This window comes from Variovorax sp. 10L421 (assembly GCF_056395365.1).
The window spans coordinates 105,680-132,145 of record NZ_JBFTJJ010000003.1 but is presented as its reverse complement, the minus strand read 5'-3'; the positions used below and the strand labels follow the sequence as shown (position 1 = coordinate 132,145).

The following is a 26,466-nucleotide window of genomic DNA, read 5'->3' as shown; positions in this document are numbered from 1 at the left end:
GGCTCAGTAGCCCCGGTCGAGGTCGACAGCCGTGCCCGGCCGCTCGCCGCGCCGTACGAGCGCGAGGTTGTGCAGTGTCTGCTGCGCGATCACCGACGTGTCGGTCCGGGTGGCGATGTGCGGCGTGACCAGGATGCGCGGGTCGCCCCAGAAAGGGTGGTCGGCCGGCAGCGGCTCCTGCGTGAAGGCATCGAGCGTGGCGGCGGACAACTGGCCGTTGTCGAGCGCGCGCAGCAGGTCGGCCTCGACAAGGTGTGCACCGCGTCCGACATTGACCAGGTGCGCGCCGCGCGGCAGCCGCGCGAACAGGTCTGCGCTCAGAAAGCCCTGCGTCTGCGGCGTGAGCGGCAGCAGGCACACCAGCGTGTCGCAGCCCGCGAGGAATTCATCGAGCTGCGCATCGCCATGGAAGCCCGCGACACCGGCCGGCAGGCCGGCCTTCGCACTGCGGCTCCAGCCGCGCACCGCATAGCCGATTGCGGCCAATGCCTTGGCACAGGCCAGCCCCAGGGTGCCGAGCCCCGCGATGCCGACGCGGTGGCGCCCCGGCGGGCTCATCGGCTGCTCCTGCCATGCCCCCATGGCCGCGCTCGCAAGGTACGCAGGCATCTGCCGCTGATGCTGGATCACGGCCCAGCACACGTAGGCCTTCATGCCCGTGGCCATCTCCGGATCGACGATGCGGCAAAGCGGCAGCGCGCGCGGCAGTTGCCGGTCGGCCGTGATGTGGTCGACGCCCGCGGCCAGCGACTGCACCAGCTGCAGCCGCGGCAAGCTCGCCAGCAGGCCGTGCGGCGGATACCAGCAGACGGCCGCATCGATCTGTTCGAGCGGGCCGAGGTCGGCGCCCAGCCGCAGGTCGATATCGGGGCAGTGCTGGCGAAAGGCGGGCGCAAGGTAGTGCATGTCGAGCACATCGCTCAAGAGCGCAATGCAAGGCATCAGGCCACCTTCGCAGACACATCGGCCTGCCCCGCGAGGCGTGGCACCGCGTCGATCAGCTTGCGCGTGTAGGCGTGCTGCGGATCGTTGAGCACCTTGTGCGTCTCGCCGTATTCCACCACTTCGCCGCGCTGCATCACCGCGATGCGGTCGCACATCTGCCCGGCCACGCGCAGGTCGTGCGTGATGAACACCATCGCGAGCTGGAACTGCGCGCGCACCTGCGCGAAGAGCTCCAGCACCTGCGCCTGCACCGACACGTCGAGCGCCGACACCGGCTCGTCGGCCACCAGCAGCTCGGGCTGCATCGCGAGTGCGCGGGCGATGCCGATGCGCTGGCGCTGCCCGCCCGAGAACTCGTGCGGATAGCGCCGCGCCGCATCGGCGCCCAGGCCCACGAGCTGCAGCAGTTCCATGGCACGCGCCATCGCCTCGGCCTTGCCCACGCCTTGTGCGATCGGCCCGCCCGCGATGGCCGCGCCGACGCGGTGGCGCGGGTTGAGCGAGGCATACGGGTCCTGGAACACCATCTGGATCTTGCCGGCCGCCGCGCGCCGGAAGCTCTTGCCCTGCGCGAGGTTGCGGCCCTTGAAGAGAATGCGTCCGCTGTCGAAGGGCGCGAGCCCCACCAGGCAGCGCCCCACGCTCGACTTGCCCGAACCCGATTCACCCACCAGCCCCAGCGTCTCGCCGCGGTGCAGCTCGAAGCTGATGTCCTTCGCCGCCTGCACCGCGCGGCCGCGCTTGAACAGGCCTCCGCTCGAACGGTAGGTCTTGCACAGGTCCTGCACCTGCAGCACGCGCGTCAGGTCGTCGTGCGGCACGGTCTGCGCCTGGCCGTCAGGAATGGCGGCGATGAGCTTGCGCGTGTAGGGATGCTGCGGCGCACTGAGCACCTGCGCGGCCGGCCCGGACTCGACCACATGGCCGGTCTGCATGACCACCACGTGGTCGGCGATTTCGGAAACGACGCCGAAGTCGTGCGTGATGAAGAGCACGGCCGTGCCCCTGCGCTGCTGCAGCTCGCGGATGAGCTTGAGGATCTGCGCCTGCGTGGTGACGTCGAGCGCGGTGGTGGGCTCGTCGGCGATCAGCAGCACGGGCTCCAGCACCAGCGCGCAGGCGATCATCACGCGCTGGCGCTGGCCGCCCGAGAGGCGGAAGGGGTAGGCGTCGATCAGCAGCTCGGGGTCGGGCAGGCCCACGTCGGCAAGCGCCGCGAGGATGCGGCGTCGCTTCTCGGCCGCGGGCACGCTGCCGTGCGCGTCGAACACCTCGCCGATCTGCTCGCCGATGCGCATCACCGGGTTCAGCGCGGTCATCGGCTCCTGGAACACCATGCCGATGCGCCGCCCGCGCAGCTCGCGCATCTGCGGCTCGGTGAGCTGCAGCAGGTCGTGGCCGTCGAACAGGATGCGGCCCGCCACCGGCGCCACGTGCGGGCGCGGCAGGAGGCCCATGACCGCGTTGGCGATCATCGACTTGCCCGAGCCCGATTCGCCGACCACGCACAGCGTCTGGCCCGGCATCACTGAGAGCGTGGCGCCTTCGACGGCCAGCGCGCGGTCGGCGCCCGAGGGCAGCGAGATGCTCAGGCCAACGATGTCGAGCACGGGATGCAGGGGTTTCATTGGCGTGACGGTGGCGTTCATTCACTTGCCCTTTCCGTGCAGCCGCGTGTTGAGCCCGTCGCTCAGGCCCTCGCCCACGAGGTTGAGCGCAAGCACGGTCAGTACGATGGCCAGCCCCGGGAACAGCGCCATCCACCAGGCCTGGCGCAGCACGGTGCGCGCGGCGCCGACCATGTAGCCCCAGCTCATCTGGTTCGGATCGCCCAGGCCCAGAAAGCTGAGGCTGCTTTCGAGCAGGATGGCGGTGGCCACCATCAGCGAGGCCATCACGATGATGGGCGACATGGCGTTGGGCAGGATCTGCGTGAGGATGATGCGCGGCGTCGACTGCCCCGCGAGCAGCGCGGCCTGCACGAAGTCGCGCTGGCGCAGCGTGAGGAACTCGCTGCGCACCAGCCGCGCGACCGGCGGCCACGAGACGATCGCAATGGCCACGACGATCGACTTGATCGAGGGCTCGAAGATCGCGACCAGCACGATGGCCAGCGCAAAGCTCGGCACCGCCTGGAACAGCTCGGTGAAGCGCATCAGCGCCGCATCGATCCAGCCGCCGAAGTAGCCCGCGATTGCGCCGAAGGTAACGCCGATCAGCAGCGCCACGATGGTGGACACCACGCCGATCAAGAGCGAAATGCGCGCGCCGTAGACCAGGCCCGCGAGGATGTCGCGCCCGAGCGTGTCGGTGCCCAGCAGGAAGCCGGGCTCGGTCCAGGGGCGCACGAAGGGCTGCTCGACCATGGCCCACGGGTCGTTGGTGGCGAGCCACGGCCCGAGCAGTGCAACGGCTGCCACGATCAGCAGCACCACCATGCCGGCCACGGCGCCCTTGTTGCGGCGAAAGCGCCGCCAGAAATCGCTTTGCATCGTCGTCGTCATGTCAGCTCGATCCGCGGATCGACCAGGGTGTAGACCAGGTCGGTGATGAGGTTGAAGAGCACGGCCATCGCGGCCGTCACCAGGAAGGCGCCGAGCAGCAGGCTGTAGTCGCGCTGTAGCAGCGCGTCGAACATCAGGCGGCCGATGCCGGGCCAGGCGAAGACGGTCTCGGTCAGCACCGCGCCGCCGATCATGCCGCCGGCCTGGATGCCCGCGAGCGTGACCACCGGCAGCAGCGCGTTGCGCAGCACATGCGCGCGCAGGATGCGGCCGGGTTTCACGCCTTTGGCGCGCGCGGTCTTCACGAAGTCCATCTGCGCCACTTCGAGCATCGCGGCGCGCGTCATGCGTGCGTAGACGGCCATGTAGAACAGCGCGAGCGTGAGCGCGGGCAGCACCAGGTGCTTCGCCACGTCGAGCACCAGCGCGAAGCCGGCGTGGCCCGAGCCCACGGTCATGAGGCCGAAGCCCGGCAGCCATTCGAGCTGCACCGTGAACACCAGCACCGCCATCAGCGCGAGCCAGTACAGCGGCGTGGCGTAGAAGAGCAGCGCCACCACCGTGATGGCGCTGTCAACCCATGTGCCCGCACGCCGCGCCGACAGCGCACCGAGCGTGATGCCGAACAGCAGCGAGAGCGCGAAGGCACTGCCGGTGAGCAGCAGCGTTGCGGGCAGCCGGTCCATGATGAGCTTCAGCACCGGCTGCTGCTGGCGGTACGAGTAGCCGAGGTCGAGCCGCACCACCTTGCCGACATAAGTGGCGAGCTGCGTCGACAGCGGCTGGTCGAGCCCGAACTGCGCGCGCAGCTGCGCGACGAACTGCGGATCGGACGCGCCGGCCTCGCCCGCCAGCACCGACACCGGATCGCCCGGCGCGGCGCGCACCAGCATGAAGTTGACCGTGGCGATCAGCAGGATCGCCACCAGGCCCTGCAGCACGCGGGTCAACATGAACTGCGTACGTTTCATTCGGTCGTCACTCCGCGCGTCAGCCGACGCTTGCGTTGCCGAGGCTGTCGTTGAGGCCGATGCCCGAGCTCACGATGTTGCTGAGCTTGGTGCGGTAGAGCGTGGGGAAGTTGAGCTCCAGCAGCCAGGCCACGGGCACCTCGTCGAGCAGGATCTTCTGCGCCTGCAGGTAGATGGCCTTGCGCTTTTCCGGGTCGGTCTCGCGCGCGCCGGCATCGAACAGCTCGTCGATCTTCGGGTTGGAGTAGCCCTCGACGTTGTTGAAAGGCGAGCCCTTGGCGATGTTGGCGGTGGTGTAGTTGCGCGCCACGCCCAGCGCCGGGTCGCCGTACTGGTAGACGTAGGTGAAGGCGAGGTCGTAGTCCCAGTCGTTCAGGCGCTGGTTCCAGCCGGCCACGTCGGTGGCGGTCATCTCGACCTTGATGCCGGCCTGGGCCAGGTTCTGCTTCAGGATCTCGGCCTGCCGCGACCAGGTCTCGCCGTAGGGCAGCGGCAGCAGCCGCAGCGTCTCGCCCTTGTAGCCCGATTCGGCCAGCAGCTTCCTGGCCGTTTCCACGTTGCGCGGGTACTTGGCGACGTCGGTGCTGTAGAACTTGATGTTGCTGTTGAACGGCCCGGTCGCCGGCTTGGCAAAGCCCTGCCACGCGATCTTGGCCATGGCCTCGCGGTCGATGGCGAACATCACGGCCTGGCGGAACTTGACGTTGTCCATCGGCGCCTTGCGGTTGTTCAGCCACAGCCACGAATGCGGCGCGAAGAACTCCCAGCCCTTGGTGGTGACGGCAACGCCCGGCAGCTTGGACAGCCGCTGCACGTCGAAGTACTCGACCGCGCCGCCGGGCACCAGGTCGACCTTGCCCGACTCGAAGGCCGCCGCGCGCGAGGCCGCGTCGGGAATGACGTGGAAGTAGACGCTGTCGACCAGCGGCACGTCTTTCACGTGGTACTTGTCGTTGGCCACGAGCTGGATGTACGAGCCCTTGACCCACTCCTTGAACTTGAACGGCCCGGTGCCGATGGGCGTGGCGTTGGCGGGGTTGGTCGCGAAGTCGGTGCCTTCGTAGATGTGCTTCGGGATCATCGGCATGCTGCCGACCTCGAAGATGCCGATGAAGGGGCCGAAGGGGTACTTGAGCTTGAACTCGACGGTGAGCGGATCGACTGCGCGGATGCTTTCCACCGCAGCCAGGTTGGCCCGCAGGCGCGCATGCGTCTTGCGCAGGAACACATCGGCCGAGAACACCACGTCGGCCGAGGTGAAGGGCTTGCCGTCATGCCAGGTGACGCCGGGCTTGAGCTTGAAGGTGTAGAGCGTGCCTTCCTTGTTGACGGTCCACGCGGTGGCCAGCGAAGGCAGCGGCGTGATCTTTTCGTCGTAGCGCAGCAGGCCTTCGTAGATGTTGCCGGAGATCATCTGCGTCGGGCCGTTCTGCGTGATGCCCAGCATCAGCCCCGGCGGCTCCGGCTGGACGACGGCGTTGATCACGCCGCCTTTCCTGCCCGCGGCCAGGAGGTGCAGGGGAACGCCGGCCAGCGTCAGGCCGGCGGTGGCGGCGGCACCCATCTGGATGAGATTGCGACGTTTCATGGGGCGAACTCCTTCTGGCTCTTTCGAGGTGGTGGACAGGGTCAGGGAACGGGAGGGGAAAGCGGGGCGATCAGTCGCGGAACGAGGTGGCCGGCGCGGGCTCGATGCGCTGCAGCAGCGCGCGCCATTCGCGCGCGTTCGGGTCGGCCTGGCCGGGCAGATGGCTGCCGCCGCCAGCTTCGTATTGCTGCGCGGTCTTTTCGCAGACCTCGGCCGGCACCGGGTAGACCGGCAGGCCGCTCGACTGGATGGCCACCTGCACGCGGCAGGCGCGCTCCAGGTTCAGCATCAGGATGAAGGCTTCCGACACCGTGCGGCCCAGCGTCACCAGGCCGTGGTTGCGCAGGATGAGCGCGCGCGCCGTCGGGCCGAGGTCGGCCACGAGGCGCTCGCGCTCCTCGGGGTCGAGCGCGATGCCCTCGAAGTCGTGATAGACCACGCGCTGGTAGAACTGCAGCGCCCACTGGTTGCAGGGCTGCAGCCCGCCGGCCAGCGACGACACCGCCACGCCGGCCACCGTGTGCGTGTGCAGCACGCAGGCCGCGTCGTGGCGCGCCCCGTGCACCGCGCTGTGGATGGTGAAGCCGGCCGGGTTCACGTCGTAGGGCGAGTCGTCGAGGATGCGGCCCGCAAGGTCGATCTTGACCAGCGACGAGGCCGTGATGTCGCGAAACAGCATCCCGAAGGGGTTGATCAGGAACTGGTCTTCGGTGCCCGGCACACGCGCGGAGATGTGCGTGTAGATGCTGTCGTCCATGCCGTAGTGCGCCACCAGCCGGTAGGCCGCGGCCAGGTCCTGTCGGACCTGGCGCTCGGCGTCGGAGACCGGCGGGGCCTTGCGGTCCACTGCGTGCAGTTGCATATCGCGTTCCTTTTCACCGGCCTGGCTGGCAGGCCAAGCCCTTGTTTGGGGTCTATCGGGGTGACTGCAAACTGTCGACAGTCAACCGACGACAGTCTTAAGCAATATGCGGGCCCGAGTTATGGGGTAAGCCCTCGGTCGTCGTCCTTGGAGGCGGGAAAAGCGGCGCCACGAGGGAAGCGGAGCGCCAAAACGCCGGCCGCGCGCACCCGAAGATGCGCGCGGCCGGCGTGGCTGGATATGTCAGTGGTGCGCCCAGGCGCACCGATGAAGTGCTAGGGCAGGCGGCCTTCTGCGCGCAGCCGCGCGCCGATGCGCCGGATCTCGGCCTCGCCCTGGTCGAGCGCCGCCTTGCTGGTATGCACCGAGTAGTGGCCCATCACCAGCTCGTGCGGATGCTTCACGGCCGAGCCCAGCACGAAGGCCGTATCGCCACGGGCCACGAAGTCGATGGCCTCGCCGGACTCTTCGAGGACCGCGAGTTCGCCAGCGCCGATCGGGCCGCCCGTGTCGTCGCCCGCTTCGAGCCCGCCGGCGTTGACCGCGACCCAGCCCACCGTATGGCCCGCGGGCGGCGTGTAGCGCCAACGCTCGCCGTCCTTCAGCTCCACGGCCAGGTAGTTCATCGACGCCGGCGCGGCAATCGCGCTCTGCGCCGCGCCGTAGCGCCCGAGCAGCACGCGCGCCGGGCCTTCCTTCGGCACCTGCGAGGGCGCGAGGTACATGCTCTGCGCCGGTGCGTTCTCTTCCGAGGCCGGCAGCGCCACCCACAGCTGGAAGCCGCGCACGCGCTCCACGCCCGGCGCGGGTGCGCCGGTGTGCCATACGCCGTTGCCGGCGCGCATCCACTCGACGCCGCCGCCGAGCAGCGTGCCTCGCTCGCCGGTCGTGTCTTCATACAGCGTGTCGCCCTCCATCAGCCAGGTCAGCGTGGCGATGCCCGAGTGCGGGTGCAGGCCGAAGCCCTTGTGGCCGCCCGTGACGTCGAAGCCGAAGAGATCGAGGAACACGAAGGGCTTGAGGAATTCGCCCAGGTCGCCGGGGCTCATCAGCCGCGTGATGCCGCCATGGCGCGAGCCGCGCGTGCGGTAGACGATGGCGCGGGCCGGGGTGTCGATGGCGGCGCTCATTGGAAATGCCTCTGTGTGCATGGGGTGCTCCAAAACCATATGGAAGAAAGGGGGTCAGGCGACCGCGGCAGCCGGCCGGGACACGGGCCACGTGCGCCAGGCGACGAAGCCCGACAGCAGCCCCAACACCACCGCCGGCGCGGGGTTGCCGCCGATCAGCCCCAGGTGCGTGGCCACGGCGCAGACCATGGTCGCGGCCAACAGCAGGCCGCCGAGAAAGCCGGTCGCGGGTACGAGCAGCAGCAATGCCCCGCCGACGTCGACCAGTCCGGTCAGGTAGCGGAACCACTGGCCGAAGCCGATCGCCTCGAACACCTGGACCATCTGCGGCACTCCGGCCAGCTTGGCGGCGCCCGCGGCGCCGAAAGCCAGCGCCAGAAGGATGCGGACGCCCCAGATGATGCGGCGCTGCACCGGGGTGGAGGAGGGAGAAGGAAGTGATGTGGAAGTCATGGGCACAAGGTTAGGTACGCCCCCATTGATCGACTAGACGGTACAGTCGGATTGCACTCGTCCACAGATCGAAGGAATCAGCCCCTCATGCTCGACCTCAACGACATCGCCTTGTTCGTGCAGGTGGTGCGCCACGGCAGCTTCGCCGAAGCGGCCCGGCGGCAGGGCCTGCCGCCGAACACCGTGAGCCGGCGCATCCAGCAGCTCGAATCGCAGCTCGGCACGCGGCTGATGCAGCGCTCGACCCGCAAGCTGACGCTGACCAGCGCCGGGCGGGAGTTTCATGACCAGTGCGCGGGGTCGATCGACGGGCTGGTGGCGGCCGGGCAGGCGCTGGTTGCCGGAGGGCAGGAGCCCAGCGGCCTCGTGCGCGTGGCCGCGCCGGCGGATTTCTTCGATTTCTTCCCGATGGAATGGGTCTCGGACTTTCTGGCGGCGCATCCGCTGGTCAAGCTCGACTTCGTGCTCAGCGATGCGAGCGCAGACCTCATCGCAGAGCAGATCGACGTGGCCTTCCGGGGCGGCGTGCTGCGCGATTCGGGCTACATCGGCCGGCGGCTGGCAACGCGCAGCGGCGGCCTGCTGGCAAGTCCCGACTACATCGCGCGGCGCGGCGAGCCCCGGAACCTGCAGGACCTCGCGAACCACGACTGCGTGACACCGCCGCACGCTGCCGGCACCACCACCTGGCGCCTGGCAGGACCCGATGGGGTCGAGGAAGAAGTGCAGGTCACCGGGCGATTCACCGGCAATACGGCGCAGGCGCTGCGCAAGGCGGCGCTGGCCGGTCTGGGCATCGCGCAGCTGCCGCCGGCGATGGCGACGCGCGACGAACAGGAGGGACGGCTGGTGCGCGTGCTGCCGCAGTACCGGTACACCGGGCGAGGGCTCAGTGTGGTGTATCCGAGCCGCAAGCACCTGCCGCTGGCGGTGTCGGCGTTCATCGACCTGGTGATCGGCAAGCTCGACCAGATCGACGTGCTGCAGGAGCCACCGCCTCCACGGAAGGCCTGAGCGCTGGCGCCTTTTTCGTTTCCACTGAAAATGCCACCCCATGAAAATCGAAAAAGACACCGTCGTCACCATCAAGTACAAGGTCTCCGACGCCCAGGGCAAGCTCATCGAAGCCAGCCCCGAGCCCATGGCCTACCTGCATGGCGGGTACGAGAACACGCTGCCGAAGATCGAGGAAGCGCTCGATGGCAAGGAAAAGGGTTACCAGACCGTGCTGAACCTCGCGCCCGAAGACGCCTTCGGCCAGCGCGACGAAACGCTGGTGCGCAGCATTCCCAAGACCGACTTTCCGCCGGGCGTGAAGGTGGGCGGGCAGCTGCAGGGCCGGCTCGACGATGGGCGCGAGCATGTCTTCACGGTCACCAAGATCAAGGGCCCGGTCGTGCTGCTCGACGGCAACCATCCGTGGGCCGGCAAGGCGCTGAAGTTCAGCCTGCAGGTGACGGACGTGCGCACCGCGCTGCCGGTGGAAATCGAGCACCGGCATGTGCATGGGGCGCACGGGCACCATCACTGAGGCAGACTCTGGCGATGGACTTCGCCACACTCCCCAGCCTTTCCAGCTTTCTGAGCATTGCGGCTCCTTCGCTGATCTGCTTAGCCTTCGTCTGGGTCATCTGGCAGACGGAGTCGCTCCATGTGCTGGTGCACCGGCTCTGGCAGCTTGTCCATGGCAAGCAGGAGATCACCGATCCGGAGGTTCGCGCATTCATCGATGAGCAAACCAGCCTGATCTCATTTCGCCTGTTCGCCGGCGTGAAGGTCAACAGCCTGGAGCAGGCCCGGCAGCTCATTCAATGGGCAAAGCACAACGGTGTGCAGATGAGGGCGTTGAGCATGTGCGGCGAGCTCTTTGATGTGGAGCTTCGCCAGATCAGACAGCACAAGCTGCCATCGCGGCTGCTTCAAGGACTGCGGCTTGCCGGCGTCGCCATCGGAATGCTGCTCTTCATCGTCAGCACGACGGCGCTTTCTCACGATCAGGCCTTCCTGACGCTGAAAGCAACGCAGCGAACATTCGCCGCCACGGCGACCCAGGCCAAGGCACTTCGATCCATCTTTCCGCTCGGGCCCGAGCCGTTGCGCATCGACGACTGCTCGCAACCGGCGAGCCTCAACGCGGCACGGACATCTTTCACCGAGAACGAGGTGGGAATTCTTTGCGGCGTCCTCAAGGACAAGGACACTGCCGCGTTCATCAAGGATTCGCTAAAAGAACAGCGCTGGACCTGCGTGCTTCTGATCGGCTTCGCGATCTGGCTCTGCTGGATTTCCGTCCTTGCCTGGGTTACGGGATACGTAGCGAAGCACTTGGCGGCTCGCCGGCTTGATCCTTCGCTGCCAGATTCCCAGCTGGCGCTGGACTTCGGCAACTAGCCGCGCTTCTTCCAGAACCGCGGCGCATCCCCGATCTTCTCCAGCGCCTTGCGGCAAGCGCTCGCGCCGGCCGCGCGCCTTGAACTGAACCAGCCCACCGCAAACCACGCACGCGCATCGCGCGCGGCGGCTTCGCGGTACAGCGCGAGCGCCACGGCCTCGTCGTTGAACTCGCCCAGCGCGTCCTGCGCGGGGCGCAGTGCTTTCAGGTAGCGCCCGGCGGCGTTACCGTCTCCCTTCTCGAACAGCGGCGCCACGAACTCGGCGAGGTAGCGCAGGCGCTTGAGCCGCTTGCGCACGCGGTGCTGGCTTTCGGCGTCGAGCGACTCGAAGCGCTTGCCGTCGCGCCGCACCTGTTTGTGCAGATGCTGCAGGTGTTCACGCAGCAGGCGGTGGGCTGCATCGGCGTCGATCGGCACGGATTCCGATGAGGCTTCCGCGGGCTTCGCGGCGGTAAAGCCGATCAGCGAAACGAGCACGTTCTGGAATGCCGGGGCCCGCACGACGTCGCCGGGCGAGGGGGTATGGGCTGCCGTGTCGTCGCCGGCCAGTGGGTCGAAATCCGGCGCGCCCGCCTTGCTCAACCGGGGCTGCGCGAGCTTCACGACCTGTTCGCGGTCGCGCAATGCCCCGAGCGCGCGGAAGGCGTCGACCAGCGGCGGCTCCCAATTGGCCGCGTCGAACAGGCCCGAAGCCGTGTCGAGCTCCGCCAGTTCGCGCAGCGCCGTGCGCAGCCGGCGGATGCCGATGCGCAACTGGTGGATCTGCTCTTCGTCCGTGCTGCCCGCCGCGATCTCGCTGGCATTGGGCAGCATCTGCGCCAGGCACGACGCCACCACGGCCTGCTGAACGCCCCGCCCGTCGGGGTGCTGCGCGCCGAAGCGCGGCGCTTCGGCCTTCACCGCCTCCACGGTCTCCTGCGCCGCCAGCAAGCGCCCCCCGCGCTGCGCCTTGGACACGGTGCTGAACCACAGCCCATGCTGCTGCGACCAACGCCGTGCGAGCGACACGAGGCCCTGCACGTCGCCGCGCTTCAGCTCGAGCTCCAATTCGCACACCGGCGATTCGCGTTGCCCGGCCGTGCCCGCATGCGCGGCGACCTTGCCGACGTCGAGTGCCATTTCCACCACCGCGCCATCGGGCCCCGCAACGCGCACGTCGCGCGTGAGCCGCACGATGTCGGTCGATTGCCGTTCGACCAGCGGCGCGCCGCCGCCGTCGGCCAGCAACTTCGCGAGCCGGTCGCCCACGGGCGTGCCCTGGTGGCGCTGCGGATCGATCTGCGGCGCCGCGCCCGCCGTGCCCAGGTCGACGTTGTGCTCCAGGCGGTGCAGGGCGTTGTCGCCGGTGGCCTTCACCGTCTGCACCCAGCGCGGTCCCTCCTTGCGCAGCCGCAGCACCATGCCGTGGGCGGCCAGCCGCTGGTCGGCGGTGTCGAAATAGCGGGCCTGCAGGCGGGTGCGTACGACGGCGCCGCGCTTCAGGGCGGCTTCGACGGCTTTCAGGCGGCCGGCGGGAATGCAGAACTTGAACTCGATTTCCATGCGGCCATGATGCTCCGTCTTTTTCGCTCCCCGCAACGGCTCCGTTGTGCGCCCGATCCGCTCGATCGAAAGAAGATGTGGACGCCGTCCATTTTCTTTGATATCTTTTGTGGACGGCGTACACAAACATGCCGGCAAGCAGTTGATCCACCCCTTCATAGACACAGGAAACACCATGGCCAACAAGCAGATCTTCGTGAACCTCCCCGTCAAGAACCTGGAGAAGTCCAAGGCTTTCTTCGCCGCGCTGGGCTACACCTTCAACGAACAGTTCACCGATGCGAATGCGGCGTGCATGGTGATTCAGAAAGACAGCATCCACGCCATGCTGCTGGTCGAGGACTTCTTCAAGACCTTCACGACCAAGAGCCTCACCGACACCAGCAAGAGCACCGAAGTGCTGCTGTGCCTGTCGTGCGAGAGCCGCGCCGAAGTCGATGCCATGGTCGCCAAGGCGGTGGCCGCCGGCGGCACGGTGCCGCGCGAGCCGCAGGACTATGGCTTCATGTACGGCCACGGCTTCCAGGACATCGACGGCCACCTCTGGGAGTTGATGTACATGGACCCCAACGCCGCGGTGACGCATCAGAACCCCTGATGCCGATCGTTCCATACGCGCTCTTCACTGTTGCAGGGAAGGCGTCTACCGGAAGGCGGCGGCGGCCCGATATTCCAGGCACCGGCAAGGCATCATCGGCCGAGCCTCACCTGGAAAGGAACAACCGCATGTCCGACAACAACAACAACGAGCGCAACAGCCCCATCGTGAAGATCGCACCCCTCGGTTTCCCGTGGCAGACGATCGACCCGTTCCTGTTCTGCGTGTACCACGACGACGCCTACCCGAAGGCCAACGGCCGCATGGGCCCCGAGGCGTCGCTGGCCGGCCGCCAGATCGGCCAGGACTTCAGCCGCAAGGATGGCTGGAGCATGTACCACGGCGATACGGTGCCGGGCTTTCCCTCGCATCCGCACCGCGGCTTCGAGACCGTGACCATCGTGCGCAAGGGGCTGGTCGACCATTCCGATTCGCTGGGCGCCACCGCGCGCTTCGGCGGCGGCGACGTGCAATGGCTCACGGCCGGCAAGGGCATCGTGCATTCGGAGATGTTCCCGCTGCTCGACAACGGCGCGGCCAATCCGCTCGAGCTGTTCCAGATCTGGCTCAACCTGCCCGCGAAGAACAAGATGGCCGAGCCGCACTTCACGATGTTCTGGTCGGAGGCCATTCCGCGCTTCGCATCCGATGACGCGAAGGGCGGGCGCACCGAGGTCGCGGTGATCGCAGGCCGCCTCGGCGATGCAGCGGCCGGCCAGGAGCCGATCCACCCGCTCTCGCCGCCACCCGATTCATGGGCCGCGCAGGCCGGTGCCGACGTGGCGATCTGGACGCTGAAGATGACGCCCGGCGCGCAATGGACGCTGCCGGCCGCCACGGGCGAGGGCACGCGACGGATGCTCTATTTCTTCAAGGGCGCGATGGCGTACGTCGCCGGCCAGCGCATCGAAGGCCCGGCCGCCGTCGAGCTGCGCGCGGATGCCGCGGTCGAGCTGGTCAACGGCGACGACGAAGCCAGCGAATTCCTCGTGCTGCAGGGCCACCCGATCGCCGAGCCGGTGGCGCAGTACGGCCCCTTCGTGATGAACACGCAGGCCGAGATCAGCCAGACCATGGCCGACTACCGCCGCACGCAGTTCGGCGGCTGGCCGTGGAACGACCCGGCGCCGGTGCACGGCCGCGAGGCTGCGCGCTTCGCGCTCCATCCGGACGGCCGCAAGGAAACCCCCGCAGGCTGACCGGGGGCGGGCAATCAGAATTTTTTCAGGGCTTCCATGCCGGGAGCGGTCATGCTCGGCACGAACTCGGTCACGTCCACCCGCGCGACACCACCCTGCACGAACGGGTCGCGCGCCAACACCGATTCGAGCCCTTCACGGTCGCCCGAGCGCGCGAGGATCACGCCGCCCGTGCGCGGCACCTGCCGCCCCGACGCCACGAACAACCCGCTTTCGTAGTGCTTCTTGAGCCAGGTCATGTGCGCGTCCATCAGCGCATCGACCTCTTCGAGGGGGCGGGTGTAGGTGAGGGTGACGATGAACATGGGCAGGACGGCAACGATGAATTCGAAGGCCCCGATCCTATGGCCTCCGCACGGTGCCGGCGCCCCCGAGGTGTGTCTTCCGCGTAACGAACTGCTCCGTACGGCGCCGGCCCATCGGCCTACTCGATCGCCACGCCGCCTTCCTTCACGAGCTTCCCGAATTTGGCGGTTTCTTCGCGGATCTGCCGCGCCATCTCTTCCTGCGTGCCGCCCAGCGGCTCGGCGCCGATGGCCTGCATGCGCTGCGCGAAGTCGGGCGATCTGATGATCTTCACCATCTCGGTGTTGAGCCGCGCAACGATCTCCTTCGGCGTGGCCGCCGGCGCGAGCACGCCGAACCAGGTGCCGATGTCGAAACCCTTGAGACCCGCCTCTTCCAGCGTCGGCACGTCGGGCAGCACCGACGAGCGGCGCGCGGTGGTCACGGCCAGCGCGCGCAGCTTGCCGCCCTTGATGTGCTGCAGCACCGGCGTGATGGTGTCGAAGGACATGGCCACCTGCCCGCCGAGCAGGTCGGTGGTGAGCGGGCCGCTGCCCTTGTACGGCACGTGCAGCAGCGTGGTGCCGGTGCTGGCCTGGAACTGCGTGCCGATCAGGTGCTGCGCCGTGCCGTTGCCGTTGGAGCCATAGGCCAGCTTGCCGGGTGCGGCCTTGGCGAGCGCAACCAGCTCGGCCACGTTCTTCGCGGGCGTGCTGGCCGCGTTGATGACCAGCACGTTGGGCACCATGGCCACGACGGTGATCGGCGCCAGGTCTTTCTGGAAATCGTAGGGCAGCTTCTTGTAGACGCTGGTGGCGATGGTGTGGTGCACCGCGCCCATCAGCAGCGTGTAGCCATCGGGCTTGGCCTTGGCGACGTAATCGGCGCCGAGCGTGGCGCCCGCGCCGGGCCTGCTCTCGACCACGACAGGCTGGCCGAGGGACTGCGACAGCTTTTCGGCCAGCGCACGGGCCAACACGTCGGTGGTGCCGCCGGCCGGGAAGGGCACGACGAGGCTGAGGGGCCGCGTGGGCCAGGCAGCCGGCTGCGCGAAGGCCAGTGCGGCAGTGCCCAGGCCCAGCGCCAGGGCGCCGGCCCGCAGCACGGTGCGCCTGCCCTGGATGAAAGGGAAAGAAGAAGCGGTCATGGTCTTGTCTCTGGCTCGTTGTTGTCGTGCCCGGCTGCATCGAGGCGCGCCGCGGCCGGGGCCTGGGTTCAGGCCGGGAGGCCTTGCCGCGCACTGGCAATGTGCTCGCACACGGCACGCGTCACCTGCGCAGTGGTGGCGTTGCCGCCGAGGTCGCGCGTGTGCAGCGACCGGTTCGCGGTGACGTGCTCCACGGCCTCCATCACGCGGCGCGCGGCCTGGACTTCGCCCAGGTGCTCGAGCAGCATCACGACCGACCAGAAGGTGCCGACTGGATTGGCCAGCCCCTTGCCCATGATGTCGAAGGCCGAGCCGTGGATCGGCTCGAACATCGAGGGATAGCGCCGCTCGGGATCAATGTTGCCGGTGGGCGCAATGCCCAGGCTGCCCGCCAGCGCGGCAGCGAGGTCGCTGAGGATGTCGGCATGCAGGTTGGTCGCGACGATGGTGTCCAGCGATGCCGGCCGGTTGATCATGCGCGCGGTCGAGGCGTCGACCAGCTCCTTGTCCCAGGTGACGTCCGGGAACTCCCTGGAGATCTGCAGCGCGATCTCGTCCCACATCACCATCGCATGGCGCTGGGCGTTGCTCTTGGTGATGACGGTCAGCAGTTTGCGGGGGCGTGACCGGGCCAGCTTGAAGGCGAAGCGCATGATCCGCTCGACGCCGGCGCGGGTCATCATGCTCACGTCGGTGGCGGCTTCGATCGGGTGGCCCTGGTGCACGCGGCCGCCGACGCCGGCGTACTCGCCTTCGGAGTTCTCGCGCACGATGACCCAGTTCAGGTCGTCCGGGCCGCAGCGCTTGAGCGGGCCGTCGATGCCCGGCAGGATGCGCGTCGGGCGCACGTTGGCGTACTGGTCGAAGCCCTGGCAGATCTTCAGGCGCAGGCCCCAGAGGGTGATGTGGTCGGGAATGTGCGGGTCGCCGGCGGAGCCGAAGAGGATGGCGTCCTTCTTGCGCAGCGCGTCGAGGCCATCGGCCGGCATCATCACGCCGTGCTCGCGGAAGTAATCGCCGCCCCAGCCGAAATCCTCGAAGGTGAAGTTCAGCGCGCCGTTGGAGGCTGCGGCCAGCGCCTCCATCACTTCGCGTCCGGCCGGGATCACTTCCTTGCCGATGCCGTCGCCGGGAATGGTGGCAATGCTGTAGCTGCTCATCGATGTCCTTCATGGAATGCTGCTGGGGAGCTGCCACTTTAGGAGCGGGTGCACCCAACGATTCGCGCTCGAAGTCAATCCATCGTTAACCTGCATTCAACAATCGGACAGACACATGGCGAGACCGCGCGGCCAGCGGGAAGAACATGCAGGCGATGCCAGGAACGAGGCCGTGGTGTTGTCGCGGACCGGACCTGCACGGCGGCACCGTTTCTCTTAGATTCGACCGTCGCATCTTTTACCCACTGGAGACTCTTTCAATGATTCACGTCGTCGCCGTCATCACCGCCAAGCCCGGCCAGCGCGCCAGACTGCTCGAAGCCTTCGCCGGGAACCGCGCGGCCGTGCTGGCCGAAGCGGGCTGCATCGAATACGCCGCCACGGTCGATGCGCAAGGCATTCCGACGTCCAAGGCCAGCTTCGGCTCCGACACCTTTGTCGTCGTCGAGAAGTGGGAAACGCTGGCGCACCTGCAGGCCCATGCCGTGGCCCCGCACATGAAAGCCCACGGCGAGAAGACCAAGGAATTCGTCGACAGCAAGCTGATCCACGTGCTCGAACCTGCCTGAGGCCGCAGGCGCAAGCCAGCGCCTGCGCAAGACCTACCGTGCGGAGACCGCCTTCGATTCGAGCCACGCGAACATCGTCGCCGTGCCGGCGGGGCAGGCCGCGTATCCGCGCCTCGGGCAACGGCACGGCGGAGTTCGGCGAGTTCAAGGGCGACTTCGGGCTGGCGGCGCGAAGGGCTGCGACGCGGCTGACGTCGCAATTGAGCAGCGAGGTTCGCAGGAACGAGAAACTGCGTTGAACGCACCATGAAAAAACGCGCCCCCAGGCGCGTTCTTCATTGAAGCCTCGAAGCCTTACTTCGAAACAACCTTCACCATCTCCAGGCACTTGTTCGAGTAGCCCCACTCGTTGTCGTACCAGCTCACGAGCTTCACGAAGGTGCCGTCGAGCGCAATGCCGGCTTCGGCGTCGAAGATCGAGGTGCGCGGGTCACCGCGGAAGTCGGTGGCCACCACCTTGTCTTCCGTGTAGCCCAGCACGCCCTTGAGCGCGCCTTCGCTCTGTGCCTTCATTTCGGCGCAGATTTCCTTGTACGTGGCTTCCTTCACCAGCTCCACGGTCAGGTCGACCACCGACACGTCGGAGGTCGGCACGCGGAAGCTCATGCCCGTGAGCTTCTTGTTGAGCTCGGGGATCACCACGCCCACGGCCTTGGCGGCGCCGGTGCTCGAGGGAATGATGTTTTCCAGGATGCCGCGGCCGCCGCGCCAGTCCTTGTTGCTCGGGCCGTCCACGGTCTTCTGCGTGGCGGTGGCGGCGTGCACGGTGGTCATCAGGCCGCGCTTGATGCCCCACTTGTCGTTCAGCACCTTGGCCAGCGGAGCCAGGCAGTTGGTGGTGCAGCTGGCGTTGCTGATGATGGCTTCGCCGGCGTACTTCTTGTCGTTCACGCCGTAGACGAACATGGGGGTGTCATCCTTCGACGGTGCCGACAGAATGACCTTCTTCGCGCCCGCGTCGATGTGCTTCTGCGCCGTTTCCTTCGTGAGGAACAGGCCGGTCGATTCGAGCACGATGTCGGCGCCGACCTCGTTCCACTTGAGCTGCGACGGGTCGCGCTCCTGCGTGAGGCGGATCTTCTTGCCGTTGACGATCAGCGTGTTGCCTTCGACCGTGACTTCGCCCTTGAAGCGGCCATGCACCGAGTCGTACTGGAGCATGTAGGCGAGGTAGTCCGGCTCGAGCAGGTCGTTGATGGCAACGATCTCGATGTCGTTCTTGAAGTTCTGCACCGCTGCGCGCAGCACGTTGCGACCGATGCGGCCGAAGCCGTTGATACCGAGTTTGATAGCCATCTGACTTGCTCCTAAAGGTTGAAAAATCGTGATCGGACGGGAAAGCGGGCTGTGCGACGTCAGTCGCGCAGCGCCGCTTCCACGGTGGCGGCAACGTTCTCCGCCGTGAAACCGAAGTGCTTGAACAGCGCGGGCGCCGGTGCCGACTCGCCGTACGTGTCGATGCCGACGACGGCCGCGCAGCCGTACTTCCACCAGCCGCCGGTGCAGCCCATCTCGACGGCGATGCGCGGAATCTTCTTCGGCAGCACGCTCTTCTTGTAGGCCACGTCCTGGCGGTCGAAGGTGGTGGTCGAGGGCATCGACACCACGCGCACGGCGATCTTCTTCTCGGCCAGCAGCTTCTGCGCTGCCAGTGCGAGCGGCACCTCGGAGCCGGTGGCGATGATGACGGCGGCCGTCTTCTTGCTCTTGAGGCCGACGACTTCGGGCTCGGACAGCACGTAGGCACCGCGGCTGATGTCGCCGAGCTCGCTCTTCGGTGCGTAGGCGATGTTCTGGCGGCTCAGCAGCAGCGCGGTCGGGCGCGACTGGTTCTGCAGCGCCACGGCCCAGGCCACGGCCGTTTCGGCCGTGTCGCCCGGACGCCAGACGTCGAGGTTCGGAATCAGGCGCAGCGACGCGGCGTGCTCGATCGACTGGTGCGTCGGGCCGTCTTCGCCGAGGCCGATGGAGTCGTGCGTGAACACGTGGATCACGCGGCGCTTCATCAGCGCGGCCATGCGGATGGCGTTGCGGCTGTAGTCGCTGAAGGTGAGGAAGGTGCCGCCGTAGGGGATGTAGCCGCCGTGCAGCGCCACACCGTTCATGATGGCGGCCATGCCGAACTCGCGCACGCCGTAGTTGATGTGGCGGCCGATCTCGCCGTGCGGCGGCTCGACGGCGGCGCCTTGTGCGGCTTCGTCTTCGGCGCCCTGGAGCACCAGCGGCGCAGGGGGCGCGTTCAGCACGACGGCGCCGGTCTTGGCGTCGAAGCGCAGCGCGGCGGTGCTCTTGGTGTTGGTGAGATTCGATCCGGTCAGGTCGGCACTGCCGCCGAGCATTTCGGGCAGCGCGGCGGTGAAGGCTTCCAGCGCGAGCTGGCTGGCCTTGCGGCTGGCGACAGTCTCGCCCCTGGTGTGGGCGGCGACCACGGTGTCGAACGCGACCTGGTGGAAGTCCCTGGGCAGCTCGCCCTTCATGCGGCGGGTGAACTCGGCGGCCAGTTCGGGGTACGCGGCGGCATAGGCGGTGAACTTGTCGTTCCAGGCGGCTTCGGTCTTCGCGCCTTCGGCCTTGTGGTCCCAGTCGGCGTACACCTCGGCCGGGACCTCGAAGGGCGGGTAGTGCCAGTCGATCGCGTCGCGGGTGAGCTTGATTTCTTCGGCGCCCAGCGCCTCGCCGTGCGCCTTGGCGGTACCGGCGCGGTTCGGGCTGCCCTTGCCGATGGTCGTCTTGCAGATGATCAGCGTGGGCTTCGATTCTTCCTTCTTGGCCTTGGCGATGGCCTTGGACACGTCCTTGGCGTCGTTGCCGTCGATCGGACCGATGACGTTCCAGCCATAAGCCTTGAAGCGCTCTTCGGTGTTGTCGATGAACCAGGGCTTGACCTGGCCGTCGATGCTGATGCCGTTGTCGTCGTACAGCGCGATCAGCTTGTTCAGGTGCCAGGCGCCAGCGAGGGCGCAGGCTTCGTGGCTGATGCCTTCCATCATGCAACCGTCGCCCAGGAAGGCGTAGGTGTGGTGGTCGACGACGTTGTGGCTATTGCGGTTGAACTCGGCGGCGAGCAGCTTCTCGGCCAGCGCGAAGCCGACGGCGTTGGTGATGCCCTGGCCCAGCGGGCCGGTGGTGGTTTCAACGCCCGGCGTCACGTCGACTTCGGGGTGGCCGGCGGTCTTACTGTGCAGCTGGCGGAAGTGCTTGATTTCCTCCATCGGCAGGTCGTAGCCCGTGAGGTGCAGCACCGAGTACAGCAGCATCGAGGCATGGCCGTTCGACAGCACGAAGCGGTCGCGGTCGAACCAGTGCGGGTTGGCGGGGTTGTAGCGCAGGTGTTCGCCCCAGAGTGCGACGGCCATGTCGGCCATGCCCATCGGTGCGCCCGGATGTCCGGAATTTGCTTGTTGGACGGCATCCATGGCCAGAGCGCGGATTGCGTTGGCCATCAGGGCGTGGTTTGCCATTTGCGGTGGACTTTCGGGGGAAAAGGGTGGGAGGGGATAGGGGGGAACCCGCGATTTTACCGGGCGAGCCCGGACACCCGCCGATACAGGGCAAACACCCCGCCGATGCTCCTTTGTGCAGCGGCCGGACTGCTAGAGTTGCGCCCCATGCACGGGCTGCACCTCACCGCCGACCTTCACGACTGCCAATGCGGCCTTCAATGGCTGACCGACCGGGAGGCCCTGGGCGCCGTTTGCCTCAAGGCGGTGGACGCCGCCGGGCTGCAGGCGGTGGGCAGGCTGGTCCATGGTTTTCCGGCCACGCCGCAGGGCCCGGGCGGGGTCACGGCCACCGTGCTGCTGGCCGAATCGCACCTGTGCATCCACACCTGGCCCGAGCAGCGCGGCGTGACGCTCGACGTGTACGTCTGCAATTTCAGCGGCGACCACTCGGCCAAGGCGCATGCGCTGATGGAATGCCTGGTGGCGCTGTTCCAGCCCCTCCACAGCGAACGCAACGAGCTGCAGCGCGGGCGGAAATGACACTCGCCCCCAGGCTTCGCGCACTTCGTGTCGCTTCTCCCATCCCCTACCGGGGGCAACACCAGAGGCCCGGCCAAGCCGGCTCCTCGGTGTTTCCCGAAAGAATCAGCCGATGACGAACGCAGCTTCGATTTCCGTGCGGGCCATGATCCTGGCCGCGGGGCGCGGCGAACGCATGCGGCCGCTGACCGACATCACTCCCAAGCCCCTGCTCGAAGTGCGCGGCAAGCCGCTGATGCAGTGGCCGATGGAGGCGCTGGCCGCGGGCGGGTTCACCGAGCTGGTGATCAACACGGACTGGCTGGGCACGCAGATCTCCGAGCGGTTCGGCGCCAAGCCCTTGTTGCAGGGGCCATCGGCACTGTCGATTTCATATTCCGACGAGGGCCGCGACTTCGGCGGCGCGCTGGAGACGGCCGGCGGCATCGTGCGTGCGCTGCCTTTGCTCGGCGAGGTGTTCTGGGTCGCGGCCGGAGACGTGTTCGCGCCTGGCTTCGCCTTCACGCAAGACTCGGTCGATCGCTTCGTCGCCAGCGGCAAGCTCGCGCACCTGTGGCTGGTGCCGAACCCCGCGCACAACCTCAAGGGCGATTTCGGCTTGTCCGCCGGGGGCCTCGCGCTCAACACGGCCGACCGGAAGTTCACCTTCTCGACCATCGGCCTGTACCGCGCCGAGCTCTTCGCGCCACCGTACTGCGACATCCCGAGCGGCAACCCGGCCGGCCGCAAAGCCCCGCTGGCACCGATCCTGCGCGCCGCGATGGACAATGAACTCGTGAGCGCCGAGCTCTACACCGGCCCCTGGACCGATGTGGGCACCCCCGAACGACTCGCCCAACTGAACACGCCAAGCAGATGACTTCAGCAGCCACCACCACGATCTACGCCGAGCGCCGCGCGCGCCTCGCCTCGCAGCTGGGCAAGGACGGCATCGCGATCATCCCGACCGCGCCGGAACGCCCGCGCAACCGCGACACCGATTTCCTCTACCGCCACGACAGCTACTTCTATTACCTGACCGGCTTCACCGAGCCCAATGCCTGGCTGGTGCTGGCGGGCGATGGCCGCGCCACGCTGTTCTGCGCGCCGAAGGACCTGGAGCGCGAGATCTGGGACGGCTACCGCCTCGGCCCCGACGCGGCACCCGCGGCACTCGGTGTCGACGAAGCCTTCTCGGTCGCCGACCTCGATGCCAGGCTGCCGAAGCTGCTCGAGAACCGCTCGACCGTGTGGTTCCCGTTCGCCATCCACAAGGGCCTCGAGACCCGCATCGACGGCTGGCTGCAGTCGGTTCGCGCCCGCGTGCGCTACGGCGCGCTGTGCCCCGAGGAACAGCGCGACCTGTGCGGCCCGCTCGACGAGATGCGCCTGATCAAGGACGCGCACGAGCAGGACATCATGCGCCGCGCCGCGCAGATCAGTGCCCGCGGCCACGTGCGCGCGATGCAGCTCTCGGCCCGCATGCTGCGCGAGGGCAAGGACGCGCGCGAGTACCACCTCGACGCCGAGCTGCTGCACGAATTCCGCCTTGGCGGCTCGCAGTACCCGGCCTACTACTCCATCGTGGCGGCCGGCGCCAACGCTTGCGTGCTGCACTACCGCGCCGATGCGGCACCGCTGCGCAAGGGCGAGCTGGTGCTGATCGACGCCGGCTGCGAACTCGACGGCTATGCGAGCGACATCACCCGCACCTTCCCGGCCGACGGCAAGTTCACCGGCCCGCAGCGCGCGCTGTACGACCTCGTGCTGGCCAGCCAGGACGCCGCGGCCGCCGTCACCAAGGCCGGCAACCGCTTCACCGATCCGCACGACGCCGCGGTGAAGGTGCTGGCGCAGGGCATGCTCGACTTCGGCCTGCTCGACGCCAACAAGGTGGGCGGCGTGGACGACGTGATCGACTCGCGCGCCTACTTCCAGTTCTACATGCACCGCACAGGCCACTGGCTCGGCATGGACGTGCACGATTGCGGCAGCTACGTCGAGCCCACGCAGGTTGGCGAGGTGAGCGAGCGCAAGGATCCGCTGTCGAACGAGGTCATCAAGAACCGCCCGAGCCGCATCCTGCATCCGGGCATGGTGCTGACGCTGGAGCCCGGCATCTACGTGCGGCCCGCCGACGGCGTACCGGAGCAGTTCCACGGCATCGGCATCCGCATCGAGGACGACGCGATCGTCACGGCCACCGGCTGCGAGCTCATCTCGCGCGGCGTGCCCGTGAAGGCGGACGAGATCGAGGCGCTGATGCGGGCCTGACGGCCCGCGCGCCGAGCGGCCCGGGCTGTGGCATCGCCATGGCCTGGGCCTGAAGCCAGTCGCAAAACAGTCGCGCCGCCTCGTCCCGGGTGCCGTTGCGCCTGGCGACATAGCGGTAGCCGCTGGCATGAAAGCCCAAGGGCGCGGTCAATCGTCCCGCCCGCACGTCGTCCATCACGAGATGCCAGGGCGCGATGCAGATGCCCAGGCCGCCGATCGCAGCCTCCAGCGTGAAGTAGTAGTGCTCGAACTCCGTGCCGGGCAAAACCCGCACCGCGCTGCCGACCGATGCGCTCCACATCGACCAGGCATTGCGCCGCGTGCGCGTCTGCAGGATCTCCCGATTCTCGAGATCGGCCGGCTCGCCGAGCCGCAACCGGTCGGCCAGGCCGGGAGCCAGCACGGGGCCGAGCAGTTCGTCGAACAGGAACACATCGGCAGGCGCCGCCTCCTCGTCTTCGTCCTGCACCACCGAGATCGCGACGTCGCTGCGCGACACCGGCGTTGCCGCACTCTGGTCCGTGGCCTTGAGCCGCACGCCGATGTCCGGCTGGCTCGCATGAAAATCGTAGAGCCGCGGAATGAGCCAGCGCATCGTGAAGGTGCTGAGGCAGGAGACGTCCAATGTCGTGTGCTGCCGCTCAAGCATGGCATCCACCGCCTGTTCGATCTGCATGAAGGCCGCCGACAGGGTCGGCTGCAAGTACTTGCCGGCAACGGTCAGCACGGGCCGGTTCTTCGGCCCTTCGAACAACACGACGCCGAGCGCATCCTCGAGTTGCCGCACCTGCCGGCTGATCGCACCAGGCGTGACATGCAACTCGTCGGCGGCCAGGGTCATGCGGCCCAGACGGCCGGCCGCTTCGAAGGCGCGCAGCGCGTTCATGTGGCGAAGATGCTGTTTCATGGTGAAGTGACTTTATTGCACATAGCACCGGCAAATTCATCGGTTCGTTTTTTGCTTTGCGGCGCCTACAAACGGCGCATGACCTGTCCGGAATCGTCCGGCGGCATGCATCGCTTTTGCTGGAGTCCGTCACCATGCCTTTCATTCGCACCGCCGTCCCTGAAGACACGCCTCCCGCCCAATGCCAGGCCATCGTGCGAGGCATCCACGACGCACTGGTCGGCAGTATCGGGATGCCGGAGGACGAGCTGTTCAACCTGGTGAACCCGTACAGGGCCGACCATTTCTTTTTCGATCGCAGGTTCAATGGCGTGGCACGTTCCGATCGCGTGATCGTGGTCGAGATCACCATGCGCCGGGGGCGCAGCGATGCGATGAAACGGACACTTTATGGCCAGATCGCGCACAACCTGGAACACCAGGCTGGCATCGCACCAGCCGACGTTTTCATCTTCACCCACGAAAATGATTACTCGGACTGGTCGGTCGGCAACGGCCAGTTCGCGATGACCTTGGTGCAGCAGCGCGGCACGGACACCTGAAAGACAGCAAGGCGGTGCCGATGCCCTCGCGGCAGGCCGCTTACTTCGCCTGCAGCAACGCGCCCGCTTCCAGCAGCACCAGCTCGTTGTCGTCCGCCTTGTTCGGCTCGCGGCTGCTCGAGAACGGCAGGTTGTTGTCGTTGCCGACCACGATGTGCGTGGCGTCCACCACGTCGACGTTCTCGATGGTGAAGAAGGGAAACTTCAGCACGCCGTCGTTCAGCGGCTTGCGTGCGAGCTTGTCGGGGTCGGCGATGTTCAGCAGGTCGATGTAGCCGATCTTGCGCACCGGGCCACCCGCGTTCGCGTCGTTCAGCTCGACCTTGTAGACGCGCTTGAACTTCGCGATGTCGTGGAAGCAGTCGGTGCGCTTCTGGCCTTCGGGGCAAGCCTTGTCGCTCGTGCCTTCGCCGTTGTCTCGTTCGATGATCAAGCCGGTGGTTGCGTCGATCATGTTGAAGTCGCCGATGGCGTTGCCATTGGCTTCGAGCACGTATTTCCAGTGGCGGCCCGTCCACTTCTCGGCGGCCACATCGAACTCCAGCACGCGCAGCGCTTCCTTGCCGTCGACGCGTTCGTAGTCCTTGGCCTCGGCGTTCCACACCGGGCCTTCGAGCAGCGCGTAGAGCTTGCTTGCGTCCTTCGACGAGGCCATGCCCTCGAAGCCCTTGGAGCGCTTGATCTGGAAATCGACCGCGCCGCCGGGCATGCCTGGCGTGGTCACTGCGGGGTGATCGGGCGAGCGCACGGCCTTGCCGTCGACCAGCGTGTCGTGCACGGCGAGCACCTTGCCCTTGAGGTCGGCCTTGATCAGGAAGGGTCCGAACTCCTCGCCGATCCACAGCGCGCCGCCGGCGAACTGGAAGCTCTCGGGGTCGAAGTCGGCGCCCGTCAGGTAGCGCTGCTTGGTGCCTTCGTGGACGATGCGGAAGGGCACCTTCTTGTCCGGGTCATGCAGGAAGATGGTGTTCAGGCGGTTGAACTTGCCGCTCTTGAAGTCCACCTTGTAGTGGTTCAGGTAGAGCATGAAGTCGGGCGAGTTGGCCTTGGTACCGGCACCGTTGTCGGTGAGGATCCAGAAGCTGCCGTCGTCCATCTTCTTGATGCCCGAGTGGCCCTGCAGCGGCTGGCCCTTGAAGGGCAGCGACACGCCGGTGCCGCGGCCGGCCGACAGGCCTTCGACCGAGCCGATCGCCTCGACGCGCTTGCCGGTCGTGAACTTGCCGCTGGCCTGCAGGTCGGCCGGCGCGTCCTTGGGCGCAGCGACGAAGCTCTGCGCGGGCAGGACGGCGTGGCCGGCGAGCGTGGAGGGGAAGGCGGTCTGGGCCGTCGCGCCGCCGCACGCGAGTGCAGCGGCAAGAGCGATGAAAGACAGGGAGGCGATGCGCGTCATGGAAAGGAAGGCGTTCGAGTTCAAAACGCGTGACCATGCCGA

26 protein-coding genes are annotated in these 26,466 nt (G+C 67.3%); 10 read left to right on the top strand and 16 right to left on the bottom strand.

The genetic code is table 11. From position 1 onward, the window contains the following. Nucleotides 1–3 precede the first annotated feature (3 nt). The 8 genes from AC1DFC_RS06890 to AC1DFC_RS06855 form a co-directional block, all read right to left on the bottom strand. Nucleotides 4–942: a 2-hydroxyacid dehydrogenase gene (locus AC1DFC_RS06890; RefSeq protein WP_413332602.1), complete on the bottom strand. Its 939-nt coding sequence runs from the start codon at nt 940–942 to the stop codon at nt 4–6. After that, the gene (locus AC1DFC_RS06885) at nt 942–2,594 is read right to left on the bottom strand and encodes an ABC transporter ATP-binding protein (RefSeq protein WP_413332604.1); all 1,653 of its coding nucleotides are present in this window, start codon (nt 2,592–2,594) and stop codon (nt 942–944) included. Before AC1DFC_RS06885 ends, AC1DFC_RS06890 begins: the two co-directional genes overlap by 1 nt. After that, nucleotides 2,595–3,449, bottom strand: coding sequence for an ABC transporter permease (locus AC1DFC_RS06880; RefSeq protein ID WP_258352155.1), 855 nt, complete (start codon nt 3,447–3,449; stop codon nt 2,595–2,597). Continuing rightward, on the bottom strand, nt 3,446–4,420 hold the full coding sequence (locus AC1DFC_RS06875) for an ABC transporter permease (RefSeq protein WP_413332606.1): 975 nt from the start codon (nt 4,418–4,420) through the stop codon (nt 3,446–3,448). The genes AC1DFC_RS06880 and AC1DFC_RS06875 overlap by 4 nt, the downstream gene beginning before the upstream one ends. 19 nt (nt 4,421–4,439) lie before the next feature. Beyond that, complete coding sequence (locus AC1DFC_RS06870) at nt 4,440–6,008, bottom strand: ABC transporter substrate-binding protein (protein ID WP_478178869.1); 1,569 nt, start codon at nt 6,006–6,008, stop codon at nt 4,440–4,442. A 70-nt stretch (nt 6,009–6,078) separates the two neighbouring features. Then, nucleotides 6,079–6,870 carry a class II aldolase/adducin family protein gene (locus tag AC1DFC_RS06865; protein WP_478178868.1) on the bottom strand — a complete coding sequence of 264 codons (792 nt, stop codon included), beginning with the start codon at nt 6,868–6,870 and terminating at the stop codon, nt 6,079–6,081. A 275-nt stretch (nt 6,871–7,145) separates the two neighbouring features. Continuing rightward, nucleotides 7,146–8,000 (bottom strand): pirin family protein, encoded by an 855-nt coding sequence (locus tag AC1DFC_RS06860; protein WP_007828584.1) that lies wholly within the window; start codon nt 7,998–8,000, stop codon nt 7,146–7,148. Nucleotides 8,001–8,054: 54 nt separating this feature from the next. Beyond that, nucleotides 8,055–8,453 carry a DoxX family protein gene (locus AC1DFC_RS06855; protein WP_478178867.1) on the bottom strand — a complete coding sequence of 133 codons (399 nt, stop codon included), beginning with the start codon at nt 8,451–8,453 and terminating at the stop codon, nt 8,055–8,057. A gap of 87 nt (nt 8,454–8,540) precedes the next feature. Between AC1DFC_RS06855 and AC1DFC_RS06850 the strand changes: the two genes are divergently transcribed. From AC1DFC_RS06850 to AC1DFC_RS06840, 3 genes are read left to right on the top strand one after another with little or no spacing between them, the layout of a single operon-like run. Beyond that, on the top strand, nt 8,541–9,467 hold the full coding sequence (locus AC1DFC_RS06850; RefSeq protein WP_478178866.1) for a LysR family transcriptional regulator: 927 nt from the start codon (nt 8,541–8,543) through the stop codon (nt 9,465–9,467). Between the two features lie 40 nt (nt 9,468–9,507). After that, a complete protein-coding gene (locus AC1DFC_RS06845; RefSeq protein ID WP_007828578.1) occupies nt 9,508–9,984 on the top strand; it encodes an FKBP-type peptidyl-prolyl cis-trans isomerase in 477 nt (158 codons plus the stop codon). Nucleotides 9,985–9,998: 14 nt separating this feature from the next. Next, a complete protein-coding gene (locus AC1DFC_RS06840) occupies nt 9,999–10,844 on the top strand; it encodes a DUF6216 family protein (protein WP_478178865.1) in 846 nt (281 codons plus the stop codon). On the opposite strand, the gene AC1DFC_RS06835 is transcribed toward AC1DFC_RS06840, so the two are convergent. Then, nucleotides 10,841–12,388: a CYTH and CHAD domain-containing protein gene (locus tag AC1DFC_RS06835; protein WP_478178864.1), complete on the bottom strand. Its 1,548-nt coding sequence runs from the start codon at nt 12,386–12,388 to the stop codon at nt 10,841–10,843. The genes AC1DFC_RS06840 and AC1DFC_RS06835 overlap by 4 nt on opposite strands. A 175-nt stretch (nt 12,389–12,563) precedes the next feature. Here AC1DFC_RS06835 and AC1DFC_RS06830 point away from each other — a divergent pair, with 175 nt between their 5' ends. Both AC1DFC_RS06830 and AC1DFC_RS06825 read left to right on the top strand, forming a co-directional pair. After that, nucleotides 12,564–12,986: a VOC family protein gene (locus tag AC1DFC_RS06830; RefSeq protein WP_007828571.1), complete on the top strand. Its 423-nt coding sequence runs from the start codon at nt 12,564–12,566 to the stop codon at nt 12,984–12,986. Between the two features lie 128 nt (nt 12,987–13,114). Continuing rightward, nucleotides 13,115–14,185 carry a pirin family protein gene (locus tag AC1DFC_RS06825; protein ID WP_478178863.1) on the top strand — a complete coding sequence of 357 codons (1,071 nt, stop codon included), beginning with the start codon at nt 13,115–13,117 and terminating at the stop codon, nt 14,183–14,185. Between the two features lie 14 nt (nt 14,186–14,199). Here the strand turns inward: AC1DFC_RS06825 and AC1DFC_RS06820 are convergent, their stop codons facing one another. From AC1DFC_RS06820 to AC1DFC_RS06810, 3 genes are all read right to left on the bottom strand, one after another. After that, nucleotides 14,200–14,490, bottom strand: a complete 291-nt coding sequence (locus AC1DFC_RS06820) for a YciI family protein (protein WP_007828567.1) — start codon at nt 14,488–14,490, stop codon at nt 14,200–14,202. Nucleotides 14,491–14,609: 119 nt separating this feature from the next. Beyond that, entirely contained in the window at nt 14,610–15,617 is a 1,008-nt protein-coding gene (locus AC1DFC_RS06815) for a Bug family tripartite tricarboxylate transporter substrate binding protein (protein ID WP_007828565.1), read from the bottom strand. 68 nt (nt 15,618–15,685) lie between these two features. Beyond that, nucleotides 15,686–16,777 (bottom strand): tartrate dehydrogenase, encoded by a 1,092-nt coding sequence (locus AC1DFC_RS06810; RefSeq protein WP_478178862.1) that lies wholly within the window; start codon nt 16,775–16,777, stop codon nt 15,686–15,688. Nucleotides 16,778–17,037: 260 nt separating this feature from the next. Here AC1DFC_RS06810 and AC1DFC_RS06805 point away from each other — a divergent pair, with 260 nt between their 5' ends. After that, complete coding sequence (locus AC1DFC_RS06805; protein WP_007828561.1) at nt 17,038–17,346, top strand: putative quinol monooxygenase; 309 nt, start codon at nt 17,038–17,040, stop codon at nt 17,344–17,346. Between the two features lie 294 nt (nt 17,347–17,640). Here the strand turns inward: AC1DFC_RS06805 and gap are convergent, their stop codons facing one another. Beyond that, the gene (gene gap / locus AC1DFC_RS06800) at nt 17,641–18,642 is read right to left on the bottom strand and encodes a type I glyceraldehyde-3-phosphate dehydrogenase (protein WP_007828559.1); all 1,002 of its coding nucleotides are present in this window, start codon (nt 18,640–18,642) and stop codon (nt 17,641–17,643) included. A gap of 59 nt (nt 18,643–18,701) precedes the next feature. Further along, nucleotides 18,702–20,807 carry a transketolase family protein gene (locus AC1DFC_RS06795; RefSeq protein ID WP_478178861.1) on the bottom strand — a complete coding sequence of 702 codons (2,106 nt, stop codon included), beginning with the start codon at nt 20,805–20,807 and terminating at the stop codon, nt 18,702–18,704. 147 nt (nt 20,808–20,954) lie between these two features. Between AC1DFC_RS06795 and speD the strand changes: the two genes are divergently transcribed. The 3 genes from speD (at nt 20,955) to AC1DFC_RS06780 (ending at nt 23,582) form a co-directional block, all read left to right on the top strand. Then, complete coding sequence (speD, locus tag AC1DFC_RS06790) at nt 20,955–21,329, top strand: adenosylmethionine decarboxylase (protein WP_056594746.1); 375 nt, start codon at nt 20,955–20,957, stop codon at nt 21,327–21,329. A 145-nt stretch (nt 21,330–21,474) separates the two neighbouring features. Further along, complete coding sequence (locus AC1DFC_RS06785) at nt 21,475–22,188, top strand: nucleotidyltransferase family protein (protein WP_056594749.1); 714 nt, start codon at nt 21,475–21,477, stop codon at nt 22,186–22,188. After that, complete coding sequence (locus tag AC1DFC_RS06780; protein WP_007828552.1) at nt 22,185–23,582, top strand: aminopeptidase P N-terminal domain-containing protein; 1,398 nt, start codon at nt 22,185–22,187, stop codon at nt 23,580–23,582. Before AC1DFC_RS06785 ends, AC1DFC_RS06780 begins: the two co-directional genes overlap by 4 nt. On the opposite strand, the gene AC1DFC_RS06775 is transcribed toward AC1DFC_RS06780, so the two are convergent. Beyond that, a complete protein-coding gene (locus tag AC1DFC_RS06775; protein WP_478178860.1) occupies nt 23,524–24,489 on the bottom strand; it encodes a LysR substrate-binding domain-containing protein in 966 nt (321 codons plus the stop codon). The genes AC1DFC_RS06780 and AC1DFC_RS06775 overlap by 59 nt on opposite strands. A gap of 134 nt (nt 24,490–24,623) precedes the next feature. Between AC1DFC_RS06775 and AC1DFC_RS06770 the strand changes: the two genes are divergently transcribed. Next, nucleotides 24,624–25,031, top strand: a complete 408-nt coding sequence (locus tag AC1DFC_RS06770) for a tautomerase family protein (protein WP_007828549.1) — start codon at nt 24,624–24,626, stop codon at nt 25,029–25,031. Between the two features lie 40 nt (nt 25,032–25,071). On the opposite strand, the gene AC1DFC_RS06765 is transcribed toward AC1DFC_RS06770, so the two are convergent. Further along, entirely contained in the window at nt 25,072–26,424 is a 1,353-nt protein-coding gene (locus AC1DFC_RS06765) for an esterase-like activity of phytase family protein (RefSeq protein ID WP_007828548.1), read from the bottom strand. Nucleotides 26,425–26,466 lie beyond the last annotated feature (42 nt).

What these genes read in the sequence shown, in the direction of transcription:
- AC1DFC_RS06870 (WP_478178869.1), bottom strand. Translation starts at nt 6,008, where the DNA reads ATGAAACGTCGCAATCTCATCCAGATGGGTGCCGCCGCCACCGCCGGC.
- AC1DFC_RS06835 (WP_478178864.1), bottom strand. Translation starts at nt 12,388, where the DNA reads ATGGAAATCGAGTTCAAGTTCTGCATTCCCGCCGGCCGCCTGAAAGCC.
- AC1DFC_RS06780 (WP_007828552.1), top strand. Translation starts at nt 22,185, where the DNA reads ATGACTTCAGCAGCCACCACCACGATCTACGCCGAGCGCCGCGCGCGC.
- AC1DFC_RS06795 (WP_478178861.1), bottom strand. Translation starts at nt 20,807, where the DNA reads ATGGCAAACCACGCCCTGATGGCCAACGCAATCCGCGCTCTGGCCATG.
- speD (WP_056594746.1), top strand. Translation starts at nt 20,955, where the DNA reads ATGCACGGGCTGCACCTCACCGCCGACCTTCACGACTGCCAATGCGGC.
- AC1DFC_RS06815 (WP_007828565.1), bottom strand. Translation starts at nt 15,617, where the DNA reads ATGACCGCTTCTTCTTTCCCTTTCATCCAGGGCAGGCGCACCGTGCTG.
- AC1DFC_RS06820 (WP_007828567.1), bottom strand. Translation starts at nt 14,490, where the DNA reads ATGTTCATCGTCACCCTCACCTACACCCGCCCCCTCGAAGAGGTCGAT.
- AC1DFC_RS06775 (WP_478178860.1), bottom strand. Translation starts at nt 24,489, where the DNA reads ATGAAACAGCATCTTCGCCACATGAACGCGCTGCGCGCCTTCGAAGCG.
- AC1DFC_RS06875 (WP_413332606.1), bottom strand. Translation starts at nt 4,420, where the DNA reads ATGAAACGTACGCAGTTCATGTTGACCCGCGTGCTGCAGGGCCTGGTG.
- AC1DFC_RS06785 (WP_056594749.1), top strand. Translation starts at nt 21,475, where the DNA reads ATGATCCTGGCCGCGGGGCGCGGCGAACGCATGCGGCCGCTGACCGAC.
- AC1DFC_RS06840 (WP_478178865.1), top strand. Translation starts at nt 9,999, where the DNA reads ATGGACTTCGCCACACTCCCCAGCCTTTCCAGCTTTCTGAGCATTGCG.
- AC1DFC_RS06860 (WP_007828584.1), bottom strand. Translation starts at nt 8,000, where the DNA reads ATGAGCGCCGCCATCGACACCCCGGCCCGCGCCATCGTCTACCGCACG.
- AC1DFC_RS06825 (WP_478178863.1), top strand. Translation starts at nt 13,115, where the DNA reads ATGTCCGACAACAACAACAACGAGCGCAACAGCCCCATCGTGAAGATC.
- gap (WP_007828559.1), bottom strand. Translation starts at nt 18,642, where the DNA reads ATGGCTATCAAACTCGGTATCAACGGCTTCGGCCGCATCGGTCGCAAC.
- AC1DFC_RS06810 (WP_478178862.1), bottom strand. Translation starts at nt 16,777, where the DNA reads ATGAGCAGCTACAGCATTGCCACCATTCCCGGCGACGGCATCGGCAAG.
- AC1DFC_RS06850 (WP_478178866.1), top strand. Translation starts at nt 8,541, where the DNA reads ATGCTCGACCTCAACGACATCGCCTTGTTCGTGCAGGTGGTGCGCCAC.
- AC1DFC_RS06765 (WP_007828548.1), bottom strand. Translation starts at nt 26,424, where the DNA reads ATGACGCGCATCGCCTCCCTGTCTTTCATCGCTCTTGCCGCTGCACTC.
- AC1DFC_RS06865 (WP_478178868.1), bottom strand. Translation starts at nt 6,870, where the DNA reads ATGCAACTGCACGCAGTGGACCGCAAGGCCCCGCCGGTCTCCGACGCC.
- AC1DFC_RS06855 (WP_478178867.1), bottom strand. Translation starts at nt 8,453, where the DNA reads ATGACTTCCACATCACTTCCTTCTCCCTCCTCCACCCCGGTGCAGCGC.
- AC1DFC_RS06845 (WP_007828578.1), top strand. Translation starts at nt 9,508, where the DNA reads ATGAAAATCGAAAAAGACACCGTCGTCACCATCAAGTACAAGGTCTCC.
- AC1DFC_RS06830 (WP_007828571.1), top strand. Translation starts at nt 12,564, where the DNA reads ATGGCCAACAAGCAGATCTTCGTGAACCTCCCCGTCAAGAACCTGGAG.
- AC1DFC_RS06885 (WP_413332604.1), bottom strand. Translation starts at nt 2,594, where the DNA reads ATGAACGCCACCGTCACGCCAATGAAACCCCTGCATCCCGTGCTCGAC.
- AC1DFC_RS06805 (WP_007828561.1), top strand. Translation starts at nt 17,038, where the DNA reads ATGATTCACGTCGTCGCCGTCATCACCGCCAAGCCCGGCCAGCGCGCC.
- AC1DFC_RS06890 (WP_413332602.1), bottom strand. Translation starts at nt 942, where the DNA reads ATGCCTTGCATTGCGCTCTTGAGCGATGTGCTCGACATGCACTACCTT.
- AC1DFC_RS06880 (WP_258352155.1), bottom strand. Translation starts at nt 3,449, where the DNA reads ATGACGACGACGATGCAAAGCGATTTCTGGCGGCGCTTTCGCCGCAAC.
- AC1DFC_RS06770 (WP_007828549.1), top strand. Translation starts at nt 24,624, where the DNA reads ATGCCTTTCATTCGCACCGCCGTCCCTGAAGACACGCCTCCCGCCCAA.